Annotated in this window: 12 protein-coding genes and 1 pseudogene; 4 read left to right on the forward strand and 9 right to left on the reverse strand. The window is 33.0% G+C overall.

Translation table 11 applies throughout. From position 1 onward, the window contains the following. Positions 1–24: 24 nt before the first annotated feature. Positions 25–1,164 carry an AAA family ATPase gene (locus DKK70_RS12760; RefSeq protein ID WP_110434360.1) on the reverse strand — a complete coding sequence of 380 codons (1,140 nt, stop codon included), beginning with the start codon at positions 1,162–1,164 and terminating at the stop codon, positions 25–27. Between the two features lie 320 nt (positions 1,165–1,484). Further along, positions 1,485–2,012 (reverse strand): RNA ligase family protein, encoded by a 528-nt coding sequence (locus DKK70_RS12765; RefSeq protein ID WP_219999787.1) that lies wholly within the window; start codon positions 2,010–2,012, stop codon positions 1,485–1,487. Between the two features lie 393 nt (positions 2,013–2,405). Here DKK70_RS12765 and DKK70_RS12770 point away from each other — a divergent pair, with 393 nt between their 5' ends. Then, the gene (locus DKK70_RS12770; protein ID WP_110434361.1) at positions 2,406–2,780 is read left to right on the forward strand and encodes an AraC family transcriptional regulator; all 375 of its coding nucleotides are present in this window, start codon (positions 2,406–2,408) and stop codon (positions 2,778–2,780) included. A gap of 73 nt (positions 2,781–2,853) precedes the next feature. Here DKK70_RS12770 and DKK70_RS12775 read toward each other — a convergent pair whose 3' ends face one another. The 7 genes from DKK70_RS12775 to DKK70_RS12805 form a co-directional block, all read right to left on the reverse strand. Beyond that, positions 2,854–4,689, reverse strand: coding sequence for a hypothetical protein (locus DKK70_RS12775; protein WP_110434362.1), 1,836 nt, complete (start codon positions 4,687–4,689; stop codon positions 2,854–2,856). A gap of 190 nt (positions 4,690–4,879) precedes the next feature. Further along, the gene (locus tag DKK70_RS12780) at positions 4,880–6,715 is read right to left on the reverse strand and encodes a hypothetical protein (RefSeq protein ID WP_110434363.1); all 1,836 of its coding nucleotides are present in this window, start codon (positions 6,713–6,715) and stop codon (positions 4,880–4,882) included. Between the two features lie 194 nt (positions 6,716–6,909). Further along, positions 6,910–8,706 (reverse strand): hypothetical protein, encoded by a 1,797-nt coding sequence (locus DKK70_RS12785; protein WP_110434364.1) that lies wholly within the window; start codon positions 8,704–8,706, stop codon positions 6,910–6,912. Positions 8,707–8,868: 162 nt separating this feature from the next. Beyond that, a complete protein-coding gene (locus tag DKK70_RS12790) occupies positions 8,869–10,704 on the reverse strand; it encodes a hypothetical protein (protein ID WP_110434365.1) in 1,836 nt (611 codons plus the stop codon). Between the two features lie 50 nt (positions 10,705–10,754). Then, on the reverse strand, positions 10,755–11,378 hold the full coding sequence (locus DKK70_RS12795; RefSeq protein ID WP_146210880.1) for a hypothetical protein: 624 nt from the start codon (positions 11,376–11,378) through the stop codon (positions 10,755–10,757). 619 nt (positions 11,379–11,997) lie between these two features. Beyond that, positions 11,998–12,690 (reverse strand): response regulator, encoded by a 693-nt coding sequence (locus tag DKK70_RS12800; RefSeq protein WP_110434508.1) that lies wholly within the window; start codon positions 12,688–12,690, stop codon positions 11,998–12,000. A gap of 29 nt (positions 12,691–12,719) precedes the next feature. Next, positions 12,720–14,309 carry an ATP-binding protein gene (locus tag DKK70_RS12805; protein WP_110434367.1) on the reverse strand — a complete coding sequence of 530 codons (1,590 nt, stop codon included), beginning with the start codon at positions 14,307–14,309 and terminating at the stop codon, positions 12,720–12,722. Between the two features lie 278 nt (positions 14,310–14,587). Between DKK70_RS12805 and DKK70_RS12810 the strand changes: the two are divergent. The 3 genes and pseudogenes from DKK70_RS12810 to citC all read left to right on the forward strand — a co-directional run. Further along, a pseudogene (locus tag DKK70_RS12810) lies at positions 14,588–15,877 on the forward strand (2-hydroxycarboxylate transporter family protein); the annotation flags it as partial. Between the two features lie 83 nt (positions 15,878–15,960). Next, positions 15,961–16,806, forward strand: a complete 846-nt coding sequence (locus DKK70_RS12815) for a fumarylacetoacetate hydrolase family protein (RefSeq protein ID WP_110434369.1) — start codon at positions 15,961–15,963, stop codon at positions 16,804–16,806. Positions 16,807–16,810: 4 nt separating this feature from the next. Then, positions 16,811–17,860 carry a [citrate (pro-3S)-lyase] ligase gene (gene citC, locus DKK70_RS12820; RefSeq protein ID WP_110434370.1) on the forward strand — a complete coding sequence of 350 codons (1,050 nt, stop codon included), beginning with the start codon at positions 16,811–16,813 and terminating at the stop codon, positions 17,858–17,860. The last annotated feature ends 15 nt before the right edge of the window (positions 17,861–17,875 follow it).

The raw sequence follows: 17,875 nt of genomic DNA on the forward strand, positions 1-17,875 counted from the left end.
CCATCATAATTTATTTAAATACCGCTAATTGACTAGATAAGTTACCTTATGTGCCTCTGTCGGTAACGGTACTTGCCATTTAGAAAGCATTTGAGTAATTTTCTTGTTTGGCAAGCTAGTATCTCGACTTGAATTACGTTGATACAATGTTTTTTCTGGCTGCTCAAGATAAACAATTTCAACTTCGGCATGATATGCATAAAGTAAATCCAATGCTTTTTGGCGTATATCTCGCGATAAATGAGTAGCATTCCAAATAAATGGTTGATTGTCTCTTAAATATTGTTTTACTTTAGCTAATACAAATTGGATCACTAATCCTTCATTTTGACCATGCTTTAATTTCAGTTCACTCCTTGCATCATCATATGAGGCAACTGGTAATTGCGGATAATATTTAGTTACCCAACTATTTTTACCTGAGGCAGGCAAACCTGACATTAAAATAACCTTAGGTCCTGATTGGCGATAAAATACATAATCAGGCAACATTTTACTATTTCGAAAATAGTGTACTCGGATGTAATCATCTATAAATTGCCGCGCTTGATATAAACACCCTTCTTCCAAAGCTAATTGCTTGAAAAGTTCAACCTCATCAAGTAGTCGACGCTTATCATCACAAATACGACCTTGGATATTAGCCTTTGCATGCATACATAACATCCAGACAGGAAGTTCCCATGATAGCCGATGAATTAACCATTGCGGTGATTTGTTATTGCTATCATCATTCAAAGCATAAAATGGCACTTGATGTGATCCAATAATCCGACAAATTTTCTCTCTTAACTCAAAATCAATGCCCAATCGCCATAATAGTATTCGACTACTAATCGATCCTTTTAGGGAATGTCTTGGTTGTGAAATTCGACCACTGTTTTCATCAATAATGGTGGTTTCTGGTTTGGCGATATCATGTAATAAGGCGGCCATAAATAGCACAAACTTTTGATCATCGGAAGATTTTGCAAACTGATCTTGAGCTATCAAGGATCTTAATACCATTTGAGTATGAATCCAGACGTTTCCTTCGCCATGATAAGTAGAGTCTTGTGGTGTGGTCATCAGTTTATTCAACGAAGGGATACATTCCAACCACTGGTCAAAGTTATCTTTGCTGATACTGTAGGCGATCTCTTGTTGTAATTGCGAATAACTCATAAATCACATCCAAATATTATTCCAATTTATTGTTATTTGTGGCGTTTAAGCTCGTTTTTTTAGCTTATTGATTAAGAATAAACCATTGTTGTAAAGGGTATTGCCCTGCATCTAAAATAGATTGTACAAAATCTTGTCTTAGCCATTTTAAACATCCCGTTATGGTATATTCTGATTCAATCTTTAAATATACACTTTCTATCGCATAAGTGTTATCACACTATTGCCAAGCTTTAATTAAATCAAATTTTTCTTGTATAATTTTTTTTCAAAATAACTTTTCCATTCATCTGTTTTAACTAAAGCATATATAACTAACGCTAATAAGTCACCCAATCTTTGCGGTGCGATTCCCGAATACAATACGGGAACAGATAAAATAGAACCATTAGCAATAATTGATGACGCTTTCGAGTCGATAAGAAACAATTATTATGCCTATCCCAAACATCAAATTCACAAAAATAGTGTGGTAATGCATCATAAAAAATAGCGTGTTTTTTATGTAACCATTCACCATACATAATATAACGATCTTCTAAACGTTCAATTAACCAGCTTTCATGGACCGTTGCCCAATGTTTAAATAGATTAAATTGACGTTCGCGACTCCCGCCTATTAAGTAATGGCCACGTGATTGTAGTAATAGTTCACCACTTTCTGAAAAACTGATTGCGCAGTTAGCCCCATCAAGTTTTTCTTCAACCACAATATATTGCCCTACTAACTGATCGTAAGGTAGCTGTCCATGCTCACTATCGCCAAATTGTAAACGTGAACTTTGCAAATGTGGAGTTCGTGGGTATTTAATTAATTCTAAGTTTTGAATATAAGTTTCCATTGTCATTTTGTTTTCTCCGAAAAATTAGGGAAAACCGACAAGGCGAAGATCTATAGATTGAACTGCAACGTAGGTGCTTTAGAAAAAGCTAAAAGACAATATAATAGAAGATACCATGTCGGCATTAAGATAAAGTATTGAATATAGGCATTTTGCCACCTCACAAAAAATTAAATATTAGACTAAAAAAACGGCGCCATTATCTTTTTCAGCAGATCAATTGTCAAGTGAAATTCGATTTTTTTATATACTTAATCAGTGTTAAGATTCAACAAGATGATTACCATTGATAAATTATGAGGTTTATATGGATGTCGAAATTGTACTCTTCCCAATGACACAGTTAGCCGTTATTGAGCATTATGGCGCGCCGAGTTAGAACATCAATCAGTAAACAAACTGATAAAATGGCGACAAGAAAATCAGCTTTTAGATAATAAATATAGAAACTACGGCATGCATTATACCAATCCTAAAATAACACCAGCGGAAAAACATCATGTCGATTTTGGTATTGCTATTAACCAACCTATTGCTAATAACATTTATGGAGTAATAAATAAAACGATTCCTCAACTTCGCTGTGCAAAAGCCAGAGATATAGGTTCGAGATATCATAATCAAGCTATTATTTATTTACTGGAAAAATGGTTACCAAATAGTGGAGAAAAACTGGGAGATTTTCCCCCAATTTTTCATTATGTTAATGTTGGTACAAGCGTAAAACCTGAACAGATGATAACGGATGTTTATTTACCTTTGTTAGAAAAATAATACTTATTATAATTACGATAACAGTAAGTTCTATCAAAACTTATTGTTATATTATGTTATTTAGCTTGTACTGTTATTTTTTAAAATGTTCAAATAGCATCATTTCAAATCCATCCGGATTAAATGGTAACTCATCATAAAGTTGCGGATGCTCTTTATCTTGAATATCACTTGTTGTAAATCGCACATGCTCTTTATTATCAAGGTATTGATTTTTTATATCCCTTTGTTTGGATATCTCAATATGGTTAGTTTTAACGCCTTGTTCATCGAATCTTTCTAATATAGCGATAATATTTTTCTTTTTAACAGTTTTATACGTTCGAATAATATTACCTTGAGCATTTTTTATGACTTGTGAGACCGGCAAATACTGCCCGCTTTCATATTCCGACTCTATCACCAATTTCGGGACAACATGGCTTTCAATGACAGTTAATTTACTTCGTATAGGGGAATTCTTTTTGTAATCAAACTCGGTTGTTAACCACTGCACTCGTGTTTTTTGTAATGTTGCGACAATTTTGCCCATGACTTTTTCCACTCGAACATAAGTAGGTTGCGCTATAGCCTCTTCAACACTGTTTAACGGTGTCAAATGACCTTTGTTATTAATCATAAAAAAGTGAATACCATTTCCGAGAGATTTAAGTTGCGCTGAAGGTAATGAGATAGCTACTTGTTGCCATTTAGTTTTATCAATTTTCTTATATTGATAATTATTATCTATTTCAACTTTTATTAAATCACTGTATTTTTCTTGAGGTGATTGATTTTCGGCTTCAATTAGCGTTAAAGGTGCTTGATGAGGATAGTTCTTATAGCGTTCAGCCATAAAACTCGGGAAAGGTAGTTTATGATAGTAAACTTGTTTTGGTTTAATACCTAAATACTGAACTCTTTTAAGCGCTTCTTCATCGTACTTAGGGTTATCACGGATACCCTGCTCAAACATTGAATCGGTCAGTAATGCATTACTTTTTTCGACGTTCATTACTAACTTATTGTAAGGATAAGGCTCTTCCAAATCCTTGTCAAAATCGAATATTTCAGGTTCGGCGTTATTGGTTTTTATTACTTTACCGTTTTTATTTAATATCTCATTTTTTACGCGAGAAGTGTTCTCATAATTAGTCACACGATTAGTTATATTGCCTTCATTATCAAAGAATTCATTAATTGAGTAGATCTCTCCTTGATGAATAATATTTTCGATTGAGTATAGCCCGGTTTTTGTATTTTTCCTGATCGCTTTTACCATCTCTCCTTTATCATCAAAAAACACCTCTGAATCATAAATAATATTATTTTCAGTATCGTATCTTTCTATTTTAAGATATTTCAGATTAGTATTATGCCAATAATCATAAATATAACGGCTGATGGATGCTAAGCCTCTTTTTTGAATACTGACCACAATGCCGTGTTTTTTTTCGACTCTTAAATAACAGGGTAATTTGTAAACCTCGTTAAATGACCCTTTTGGTTGTAACTGTTTATTTTCATCTAAGGTATAAAAATAAACGCCATCGTCTAATGATTGAAATGAATCAGTCGGGTAGATAACTTCGATAATATTTCGATTAAGTCGCAATACTTTGCTATATTGATAATTTTCATTTAACTGTACTTGTGCAATGCTCTGCATTGCCATTATATACATCTCTGGGATGGTTTCTAAATGAGATAATGATGGATGTAAAGTTTTATTAGGGATTCGATCTTCATTATCCAAAGCGGGCAAATAATCAAGTTGGTAATAAGTTTTATTAGGTAAAATTCCCTGTTTTTTTAATTGGTTGACGATTGGTGCTTGTTGCTCGTTCATTTTTACCTTTGCAATCACATATTGAGTTGATCCAATCCCTACTAAAAAAAGAAGTAAGAATGTTTTCACTAATTTCTGCATATTTTCTCCAATACAGTTTTTTTACTTGGCTATTTTTCAATAATTGTTTAGTTTTTAGGGAAATAATTAGTAGTTTATTGATTAATTTTGTTCTATCTCTATTTCTTTTATTTGGGAACTTACCATTTCCGATTTATAATCGCTCTGCCGATCGTGTCTTCAACTCAAATAAATTGTTTTATCTGTACAGTTATTTTTTAAAATGTTCAAATAGCATCATTTCAAATCCATCCGGATTAAATGGTAACTCATCATAAAGTTGCGGATGCTCTTTATCTTGAATATCACTTGTTGTAAATCGCACATGCTCTTTATTATCAAGGTATTGATTTTCTATATCCCTTTGTTTGGATATCTCAATATGGTTAGTTTTAACGCCTTGTTCATCGAATCTTTCTAATATAGCGATAATATTTTTCTTTTTAACAGTTTTATACGTTCGAATAATATTACCTTGAGCATTTTTTATGACTTGTGAGACCGGCAAATACTGCCCACTTTCATATTCCGACTCTATCACCAATTTTGGGACAACATGGCTTTCAATGACAGTTAGTTTACTTCGAATAGGGGAATTCTTTTTGTAATCAAACTCAGTTGTTAACCATTGCACACGTGTTTTTTGCAATGTTGAGACAATTTTGCCCATGACTTTTTCCACACGAACATAAGTAGGTTGAACTATAGCTTCTTCAACACTGTTTAACGGCATCAACTGACCTTTGTTATTAATCACAAAAAAGTGAATACCATTTTCAAGAGATTTAAGTTGCGCTGAAGGTAATGAGATAGCTGCTTGTTGCCATTTGGTTTTATCAATTTTCTTATATTGATAATTATTATCTATTTCAACTTTTATTAAATCACTGTATTTTTCTTGAGGTGATTGATTTTCGGCTTCAATTAGCGTTAAAGGTGCTTGATGAGGATAGTTCTTATAGCGTTCAGCTATAAAACTCGGGAAAGGTAGTTTATGATAGTAAACTTGCTTTGGTTTAATACCTAAATACTTGGCTCTTTTAAGCGCTTCTTCGTCGTACTTAGGATTATCACTGATACCTTGCTCAAACATTGAATCGGTCAGTAATGCATTACTCTTTTCGACGTTCATTACTAGCTTATTGTAAGGATAAGGCTCATCCAAATCTTTGTCAAAATCGAATATTTCAGGTTCGGCGCTATTGGTTTTTATTACTTTACCGTTTTTATTTAATACCTCATTTTTTACGCGAGAAGTGTTTTCATAATTAGTCACACGATTAGTTTTTATATCTAAATTATTATAATATTCTTCGATAGAATAAATATCATCCTGATGAATAATATTTTCAATAGAATACTGCCCAGTTTTTATATTCTTCCTGATTGCTTTGACCATTTTTCCGTTATCATTAAAAAATATCTCAGAATCATATATAATATTATTGTTACTATCTAACATTTCTATTTTCAGATATTTTAGGCTATTATTTGACCAATAATCATACTTGTAATGAGAAATGGCTGCTAGAGGTCTTTTCTGAATACTTACCACAATGCCGTGTTTCTTTTCGACTCTTAAGTAACAGGGTAATTTGTAGACCTCGTTAAATGACTCTTTTGGTTGTAACTGTTTATTTTCATCTAAGGTATAAAAATAAACACCATCGTCTAATGCTTGAAATGAATCAGTCGGGTAGATAATTTCGATAATATTCCGACTACGTTGTAATACATCACTATATTGGTAATTTTCATTTAATTTTACTTGTGAAATATTCTGAATTGCTAAGTTATACATATCTGGGTGAGTCTCTAAATCTGATACTAATGAATATAAATTTTCATTAGGGAAACTATATTTATTATTTAGAGCAGGTATAACTTCATATTGAAAATAAACCTTTTGAGGTAAAATTCCTTGTTGTTTTAATTGCTTGACGATTGGTGCTTGTTGCTCGTTCATTTTTACCTTTGCGATCACATATTGAGTTGATCCAATCCCTACTAAAAAAAGAAGTAAGAATGTTTTCACTAATTTCTGCATATTTTCTCCAATACAGTTCTTTTTTTTACTTGGCTATTTTTCAATAATTGTTTAGTTTTTAGGGAAATAGTTAGTAGTTTATTGATTAATTTTGTTCTATCTCCATTTCATTTATTTAGGAACTTACCATTTCCGATTTATAATCACTCTGCCGGTCGTGTCTTCAACTCAAATAAATTGTTTTATCTGTACTGTTATTTTTTAAAATGTTCAAATAACAACATTTCAAATCCATCCGGATTAAATGGTAACTCATCATAAAGTTGCGAATGCTCTTTATTATCAAGGTATTGATTTTCGATATCCCTTTGTTTGGATATCTCAATATGATTAGTTTTAACGCCTTGTTCATTGAACCTTTCTAAAATAGCGATAATATTTTTCTTTTTAACAGTTTTATACGTTCGGATAATATTACCTTGAGCATTTTTTATGACTTGTGAGACCGGCAAATACTGCCCGCTTTCATATTCCGACTCTATCACCAATTTCGGGACAACATGGCTTTCAATGACAGTTAATTTACTTCGTATAGGGGAATTCTTTTTGTAATCAAACTCGGTTGTTAACCACTGCACTCGGTTTTTTTGTAATGTTGAGACAATTTTACCCATGACTTTTTCCACACGAACATAAGTTGGTTGCGCTATAGCCTCTTCAACACTGTTTAACGGTGTTAACTGACCTCTGTTATTAATCACAAAAAAGTGAATACCATTTTCAAGAGATTTAAGTTGCGCTGAAGGTAATGAGATAGCTACTTGTTGCCATTTGGTTTTATCAATTTTCTTATATTGATAATTATTATCTATTTCAACTTTTATTAAATCACTGTATTTTTCTTGAGGTGATTGATTTTCGGCTTCAATTAGCGTTAAAGGTGCTTGATGAGGATAGTTCTTATAGCGTTCCGCCATAAAACTTGGGAAAGGTAGTTTATGATAGTAAACTTGCTTTGGTTTAATACCTAAATACTGGGCTCTTTTAAGGGCTTCTTCGTCGTACTTAGCATTATCACGGATACCTTGTTCAAACATTGAATCGGTCAGTAATGCATTACTCTTTTCGACATTCATTACTAACTTATTATAAGGGTAAGGTTCATCCAAATCTTTGTCAAAATCGAATATTTCAGGTTCGGCGTTATTGGTTTTTATTACTTTACCGTTTTTATTTAATACCTCATTTTTTACACGGAACGAGTTTTCATAATGGCTGACTCTATTAGTTTTAATGCCTTCATTATCAAAGAACTCATCTATCGAGTAAATATCTTCTTGATGCACGATAGTTTCAATAGAAGATTGTTTTGTTTCTATATTTTTTCTGATCGCTTTTACCATCTCTCCTTTTTCATCAAAAAATACCTCAGAATCATAAATAACCTTTTTATTGTTATCATACATTTCTAATTTTAGATATTTCAAGCTGTTATTAGACCAATAATCATATTTATAATGGGTAATAGAAGTTAAAGGTCTTTTTTGAATACTCACCACAATGCCGTGTTTTTTTTCAACCCTTAAGTAGCTTGGTAATAAGTAGACATCGTTGAATGAGTTTTTCTTTTGTAACTGTTTATGTTCATCTAAGGTATAAAAATAAACGCCATCGTCTAATGATTGAAATGAATCAGTAGGATAAATAACTTCAATAATATTTCGATCAAGTTGTGTTACCTGGCTATATTGGTAGTTTTTATTTAACTGCACTTGTGCAATGCTTTGAGTCGCCATTATGTACATATTTGGATTGGTTTCTAATTCATTTACTGATGAATGTAAACTTTTTTCAGGGAAACTGTCTTGATTATCCAAAGCTGGCAAATAATCAAGTTGGTAATAAGTTTTATTAGGTAAAATTCCCTGTTTTTTTAATTGCTTGACGATTGGTGCTTGTTGCTCGTTCATTTTTACCTTTGCGGTCACATATTGAGTTGATCCTATCCCCAATAAAAAAGGAACTAAGCAGATTTTAACTAAAGTCTTCATATACTTTCCAGCTCTTCTGTCAATGATACTAATTGAGTAATAAAGTAGAGGTAAAATACTCAAGGTATTGCTCAATTGAACTATGACTCATCAGTTTATTATTACGATAACAGTAAGTTCTATCAGCACTTATTGTTATATTATGTTATTTAGCGTGTACTGTTATTTTTTAAAATGTTCAAATAGCATCATTTCAAATCCATCCGGATTAAATGGTAACTCATCATAAAGTTGCGGATGCTCTTTATCTTGAATATCACTTGTTGTAAATCGCACATGCTCTTTATTATCAAGGTATTGATTTTCTATATCCCTTTGTTTGGATATCTCAATATGGTTAGTTTTAACGCCTTGTTCATCAAATCTTTCTAATATAGCGATAATATTTTTCTTTTTAACAGTTTTATACGTTCGAATAATATTACCTTGAGCATTTTTTATGACTTGTGAGACCGGCAAATACTGCCAGCTTTCATATTCCGACTCTATCACCAATTTTGGGACAACATGGCTTTCAATAACAGTTAGTTTACTTCGAATAGGGGAATTCTTTTTGTAATCAAACTCGGTTGTTAACCATTGCACACGGTTTTTTTGTAATGTTGAGACAATTTTACCCATGACTTTTTCCACTCGAACATAAGTAGGTTGCGCTATAGCCTCTTCAGCACCGTTTAACGGTGTTAACTGACCTTTGTTATTAATCACAAAAAAGTGAATACCATTTTCAAGAGATTTAAGTTGCGCTGAAGGTAATGAGATAGCTGCTTGTTGCCATTTAGTTTTATCAATTTTCTTATATTGATAATTATTATCTATTTCAACTTTTATTAAATCACTGTATTTTTCTTGAGGTGATTGATTTTCGGCTTCAATTAGCGTTAAAGGTGCTTGATGAGGATAGTTCTTATAGCGTTCAGCCATAAAACTCGGGAAAGGTAGTTTATGATAGTAAACTTGCTTTGGTTTAATACCTAAATACTTGGCTCTTTTAAGCGCTTCTTCGTCGTACTTAGCATTATCACGGATACCTTGTTCAAACATTGAATCGGTCAGTAATGCATTACTCTTTTCGACATTCATTACTAGCTTATTATATGGGTAAGGTTCATCCAAATCTTTTTCAAAATCGAATAATAGTGGATTTATATTATTTATTTTTATTACGTTACCGCTTTTATTTAATACCTCATTTTTTACACGGAACGAGTTCTCATAGTGAATTACACGGTTAGTTTTGGTATTTTTATTATTAAAATACTCTTCAATAGAATAAATATCCCCATCATGCTGGATTGATTCAATAGCCAGATTTCCCGTTACAGTATTTCTCCTAATATTTTTCTCTATTCTTCCAGAATCATTAAAAAATGTTTCTGAGGTATAAATAATCTTGTCGTTATTATCAGTCATTTCTATTTTAAGATATTTTAGACTGTTATTCGGCCAATAAGCGTACTTATAATGAGAAATGGCCGCTAAAGGTCTTTTTTGAATACTTACCACAATGCCGTGTTTCTTTTCGACTCTTAAATAACAGGGTAATTTGTAGACCTCATTAAATGACTTTTTTGGTTGTAGCTGTTTATTTTCATCTAAGGTATAAAAATAAACACCATCGTCTAATGATTGAAATGAATCAGTGGGGTAGATAACTTCGATAATATTTCGATTGCGTTGTAATACTTCATTATATTGATAATTTTCATTTAATTTTACTTCTGCAATGCTCTGAATTGCTAATTCATACATGGCTGGATGAGTTTCTAAACCTGATAATGATGAGAATAAATATTCCATTGGAACGCTATCTTCATTTTCAAAAGCTGTCATAAAATCATATTGATAATAAATTTTATTCGGTAAAATTGATTGTTTTTTTAATTGTTCTATGGTTTTTATTTGATGTTCGTTCATTCTTACCCCTGCATAAACATAATCAACCGTTATTATCCATAGCATAAAAGGCAGAAAGAATATCTTTATTAAGCTTTTCATATTGTCTCCTAACAAGCTTTCTTAATGTAATTATATAATTACTAATAATTTTATTTTGCTTTTTTAGATAGCATTGCTAGATTCTCTATTCTTTTTTTTCTGTTTCCTTTTCTTTCTCTTCCTCTGTTTATATTTTTATCAAGGGATTTTTTATATCGCAAAAAATACATATTCAAGTTCTCTCCAATATATTGAGGATCGGCTAAACTACCGCTAGCTAATATAATAAATAAAAGGGTATGACAATTTGTTTCTCTATAACTGTCATTATCCCAACGCCAATAATTAAAGTTTTCAGTAAATTTAAATGAATAAAGTGCAGGCTGCATCTGTTTCGGGCTGGTAAAAGGGAATGACTGTGCACCATGGGTTATTCCGCCCGGAGCATAGAGTTGAATATTATCCTCAGCACCGATTTTGGTGAGTTGTTGAGCGATATGAAGTGTTTGCAAAGTAAGTCTATCCGATTGGCAAAGAATGGCATCAACAGTGATTTGTTTATCGGTGTAGGTGAAGTTGATTTCATAGCGCCATGGTTGGTTTAAATCTTCCCGCCCAGAGTGTGATAGAACGGATAAAGTGGTGGTAGTAGGTTGACCATCAATCGTTGAATGATAATGATTAGAGGGATGACTAGCTACTAATGTATTACCTGCATTTTCCATTTGGTTCATTAAAGTCGTCAGTATTTCTTACTATATTATATTTTTCAATTAGTTTTGGTTAATTGCTAATAATAACCAATTTTTTGTAAAATAAGATGTTTTTTTTCAATTCAATTATCTTTATAAATAATATACATGCATATTGAAGCAAGATAACGCAAGGAAAAGTGAAAGGCACATAAATCGTTTCTTAACAGAAAATTAACATCTAGTTTATGTATTTAATCAGCCAAAATGATCAAATTTTGTTGAATTGTTTACAGTCTAACTTGAATAAATATAAACCTATAACGCGGGTAAATAGAATTTAAAATGTGTATTTATTTATCAGAAAATGGAGATTAATAACGCCATGCTGTTTAGAAACCAATTAACCCGATAAAAAGGACTAATACATTACAAAAATCAAAATAATCTCACCATTAAATTGATTAACCACTTGGAGTGATCAACGCATTGTGATAGATATACGCTTACTCCTATTATTTGATGCTGCAATTTAAACTATCCACCAATCGGATTAATTCAATCTAGCATCAAATATTTGTACGATAAAATAAAGAATAGGCATATTTATATAATTATAAATTATATAACCTAGGATTAAGACTCGAATCTGTGAAAACAGTTACTTTCCTAAGCGTTTATAAAGTCTTTCAGGACGGCCTATTTTGCCATGGTTAAGCTCAACCGTTAATAATTTAGTTTGCACACAATATTCTAAGTATCGCCTGGCGGTGGTTTTACTAATATTGGCTTTTTCGACAATTTGATCTACTGTTTGCGGTTGATTGGTATGCATAAATAGATCTTTGACTTTTTGTAAGGTAATTTCTTCGATGCCTTTGGAGTGACGGTTAATATCGGCAAAATCTTTTGTTTGTAAATTAAAAAGTTCATCAATTCGTCTTTGATTGACATGTTTTTGTAAACTTTGACGATATAAAAATAGTTCGAAACGTTCAAGTGAATGTTTCAAGCGCTGATAAGATACCGGTTTGATTAAATAATCAAAAGCACCAAAACGTATCGCTTTACTACAGGTATCCATATCACTTGCAGCAGTGATAAAAATAACATAACTATCCAAGCGATTATTAATAATATGCTCGAATAATTCGATACCTTTACCATCTGGTAGGTAATTATCTAGTAAAATTAACGTTGGCTTTAACTTCTCTACCATTACTTTGGCTTCTTCCAATGAAGAGGCAATACCAATAACCTCTACTTTGGTATCCCGTTGAATAAATTCGGCATTTAATTCAGCTAAAATAGGCTCATCTTCAACTATCAGAACTTTAATTGTATCTTCTTTTATTTCATACATATTTCATTTACCTCTGTTAACTACTTAGGTATAAAAACAGAAAAAATCGTTCCATAAGGTTTGTTATCTTCAAATGTGATATAACCATTAGCTTTTTTCACATAAGTTGAAACTAAATGTAAACCTATACCATGTTCGTTCGAATGTTGTGAGGTTACCCCCGGTTGGAAAATTGAATTGCGGATTTTATCGTCTATACCACAACCCTGATCACTGACTTCAAGAACAATTTCATTGGTTCTATCATTTAAAAATAGATGGATAGATTTATCGCCTTGATTGTTTTTCAAACAAGCATTAAACGCATTATCCAGCAGATTACCTAATATTGACATAAACTCGGCTTCGGTTATTTTGGTTGGTAAGGCTTCTAAATGACAAGCGGGATCAAACACCAACTTCAAACCAATTTCATGCGTCTTGGAATATTTACCAATTAATAAACCGCAAATAGCTGGAACCTGAAAATGGCTGGTAATGAAATCGAGGTTTTGTTGATTATCAGCGGAGTGTAAGGCAATAAATGATTCGGCTTCTTCATATCGTTTCATATAAATTAAACCCGATAAAGTTGCCATCCAATTAAGATGTTCGTGTCTTAACGCGCGCAAATTATCCACATACTGTGTCACTTGCGATAATTGCATACTTAATAAATTTATATCATCATAATTTCGAAAAGTGATCACCCATCCTAAAATCTCATCATCAACAATCACGCGAATACGATTCGCAATGACAATAATATTATTGAAATAACAAATATGGTCATGTACATCTTTAGTCTGATTAGTACAACCATAAATAAAATCTGTCGATTTAATAAAATCAGATAAATCATGATTCAGTAGACTATTATCATCAATATCAATATTTAACATACGTCTTGCTGATTGATTAATGTTTATAATTTTATAATCAAGATCAATCGCAATAATTCCTTCAAAAATTGATTCCATTATTGATTTCTGACTTTTCACTAATAGTACAATTTCTTGAGGTTCTAAATTAAACATCTGTTTTTTTATAGCTTTAGCAAAGCATAAAGAAAATATAAATAAGGCAAAAAATAAAAATGAACAGAAAATAATGAAAGGAATAAATTGCTGTGTATGTGATGAAGAGATACCTTCAACCATATAGCCCACAGAAACAATACCGATTACTTTTCCATGGTTTATAATCGGCGCTTTACCTCGTAGCGCGAGACCTAGAGATCCTTCACTGATCGTAGTGCTACTAATGCCACTTAAAACTTTATGGTTGTCATCGCCAACCATGGGTAAATATATAGAATTATTGGCGGTATGATACAGTCGATAAGCTTTTTCATCACCAATAACAATATAACTGGCATCACTTTGTTTAAAAATATCCGAAACAAGATTAGCTATCTGTTCGGTATCTTTTTCCTCAACATATTTTACCAAACTAGGAATAACCGCTAACTCTTTTGCTTGAATTTGTGCCTTCTCTCCTAAACTACGATATAAGGCGTTTTCTGTCACATTCCAAATATAGCTTTGTAGCAATAGCAGAACGGCCAATGAAAAAAGCAAAAGAGATAAAAATAACTTTGTCGTGAATGAAAAATGGATTCGTTTTCGCATTTTTATACTTTGTTAATAATTGCTGTATCTACTAGGAAGTGTAACACAGCATAAAAAAACTTAGAGCCTTTAAAACCTTAAAAACCACAATTAATCCATGATTTACATCACAAAATCGATATAAATATTTTGTCACTATAGCCACCATTAAAACAGAGCAAAATTATTTTGGAGATAAAAATATGGTGAGTTTAAATTCAGTTGAAAAAACACATAACGTTAATGGACAAGATGAGGTAAAGCACAAAAATCCGAGACAAAAGTTTTGGCCATTTGGCTGGTGGAAACTTATGGATGATTTTAAAATTGGTGTAATTCCTTTACCATTATTTCTAATCGCTGGTATGCTTATCTTTGCTGAAGTATTAGTAACAGGTAAATTACCAAGTGAAATCGTCGTCATGGTAGTAACGTGTGCGTTTTTTGGTTTTTTATGTGGTGAAATTGGCAAACGTTTACCGATAGTTGGCAAAATGGGCGCCGCGGCAATTTGTGCAACCTTTATTCCATCTGCATTAGTCTATTACGGCATTTTGCCTACTCCTGTGGTAGAAGCAACGACCAAATTCTATAAAGATACTCACATTTTATATCTTTATATCTGCTGTATTATCGTTGGTAGTATTATGAACATGGATAAGAAAACGCTTATTCAAGGTTTCTTAAAAATCTTCGGGCCAATGGTATGTGGTGAAATCGTTGGAATGCTAGTTGGCGTGGGTGTGGGTTATTTATTAGGCTTGTCACCATTTGAAACATTCTTCTTTTTAGTATTACCCATCATGGCTGGTGGTGTAGGTGAAGGCGCCATACCTTTATCTATCGGCTATGCCTCTATTTTAGGTATGGAACAAGGCGAAGCGCTCGGTCGAGTGTTACCAATTGTTATGTTAGGAGGTTTAACCGGTATTATTTGTGGAGGAATTCTTAACCGTATTGGTAAAGCTTTTCCACATTTAACTGGTAATGGTCGCTTGTTACCAGCATCAGAAGATGATCAAATTATCAATAAAACAGCTAAAACAGAATCGGTTATTGATGTGACAACTTTTGCTTCAGGGGTGTTATTAGCCGCTATTCTTTATATGGTTGGTATGATTGGTCACAAAGTAACTGGCATTCCAGCCCCTGTAGGGATGTTATTTGCTGCGGTATTGGTAAAATTAGTATCAGGTGTTTCACCAAAAGTTTTGAGTGGTTCGCAAGTAGTTTACAAGTTCTTCCAAACATCGGTCACTTATCCAATTTTATTTGCGGTAGGCGTAGCCATCACACCTTGGGATAAAATTGTCTCGGCATTTACCGTAATCAACCTAATCGTCATTGTCTGTACAGTGGTGAGCTTAGTCACAACTGGTTTTTTTGTGGCTAAAAAATTAGGTATGTATCCCATCGACGCCGCGGTTATTTCTTGTTGCCAGAGTGGTCAAGGCGGAACGGGTGACGTCGCAATACTGACCGCAGCAGAGCGTATGGAATTGATGCCATTTGCCCAAATTGCAACTCGCATAGGTGGGGCGATCAATGTATCGGTATCCTTACTAATTCTAGGTAATTTCTTAGTTTAATTTATTAAAAAGCAGTCTTAGTTATTACTAAGTTTGCGCAATTTTCATTTAGCGTTTCAATAACCAGCTTTTAAGGAGTATTCATGAAGCTAGTCAGTTATCTTGTTTCTGGTCGACCAAGTTATGGTTTATATACTGCGCATGGCATCGTAGATTTAGGCCAAAAACTAGGCGATCAATATCAAGATCTAAAATCCCTTCTTTCTGATAAAGACGGATTAGCTAACGCAAAAAACTTTTTAGATTCACCGAGTGATATCGATGAGCAGGCAATAACTTATTTACCCGTCATTGCCAACCCAAACAAAATTTTATGTGTTGGTATGAATTATGCGGAAAAACGCGCGGAATTTAACGAAACTAGTTCTGCACCAACGTTATTTGTTCGTTTTCCAGATTCTCAAACAGGACATAAGACAAATATTATTAAACCGACGATCAGCAATGAACTCGATTATGAAGGCGAATTAGCAATTGTAATGGGTAAAGAAGCCTTCCGCATAAAATCAGCAGAAGCCTTATCTTATGTCGCCGGCTATAGCTGTTATATGGATGGTTCGATTCGTGACTGGCAATATACTTGGTTCACAGCAGGTAAAAACTGGCCATGTACAGGCGCATTCGGTCCATGCATCACAACCAGTGATGAAATCCCTGATCCAACAGTTTTATCTTTAACCACTTATCTAAATGGTCAGGAGATGCAACACGATTGTATTAAAAATCTTGTGCACACGGTACCAGAACTTATCTCTTACATTAGTACATTTACCCGTTTATCACCTGGTGATGTCATTCTTACTGGTTCACCGGGTGGCGTCGGTAAAAAACGGAATCCCCCAATATTTATGAAAGATGGCGATAAGATTGAAGTCGAAATTACAGGAATTGGGCGTTTAACCAATTATGTAGTAGCAGAGAGAGGGTGAGGTTATGTATGATTTAGTTGATTATGCTATCGTTGATTATTCTATCGTTGATATTTCTAAGTCAGAACAAGACTATCAAGAAATTAAACGATTATTGTCACAAGCTAATCTTGATCTCGATAAGCAAGTTACTCTTTTTATAGTTGCAAAAGTTAACGATAAAATTATTGCTTGTGCCGGAATGGATCGCAATATTATTAAATGTGTTGCTATTGATCCTCAATATCGCGGTAATCAACTAAATCTAACTTTAATGGACTATACGATAAAATATGCCAATGACAACGGCTATTTTCATCTATTTTTATATACCAAACCTGAAAATATCGCTTTTTTCAAAGCCTGTGGTTTTTATCCGATTGTTGAAATAACTGATTTAGTTGTTCTAATGGAAAACAATCCGGTCGGAATAAAGCAATATTGCAAACAACTTCATGCACAGAAAAAAGAAGGAAAAAAAATTGGCAGCATTGTTATGAATGCCAATCCTTTTACTAAGGGTCATCAATACTTAGTAGAATATGCAGCAAGTCAATCTGACTGGTTACATGTATTTGTTGTCAATGAAAATGCCGCGCAATTTTCATTTGATACACGTTTAAAGCTAGTTAAAGATGGCACAAATCAGATAAACAATGTCACTGTGCATGCAAGCTCACCCTATATTATTTCTAGAGCAACATTTCCTACTTATTTCCTCAAAGATAAAACAAAAATTGATCAAGCTTATATGGGTATCGATCTGTTGATTTTCCGAAATTATATTGCGCCAGCACTCAATATCACTCACCGATTTGTAGGGACTGAACCTATTGATGAAGTGACCAAAGCTTATAACGAAGCAATGCGTTATTGGCTTGAAGATAATACGGTAAGTAGTCTACCAGCCATTACAGTTGTTGAAGTTGAACGTATAACCGAAAGCAATTGTGTTGTCTCGGCTTCATTAGTAAGAAAGCTACTGGCTACTGGGCAATATGAACAGGTTAAAACGTTGGTTCCCCCAACAACATGGGATTATCTTTCGGCTAATTTGGATAACTTTAAAATTTAATACGTCTTAAAAGGT

Source organism: Gilliamella apicola (assembly GCF_003202655.1).
GTDB lineage: Bacteria > Pseudomonadota > Gammaproteobacteria > Enterobacterales > Orbaceae > Gilliamella > Gilliamella apicola_R.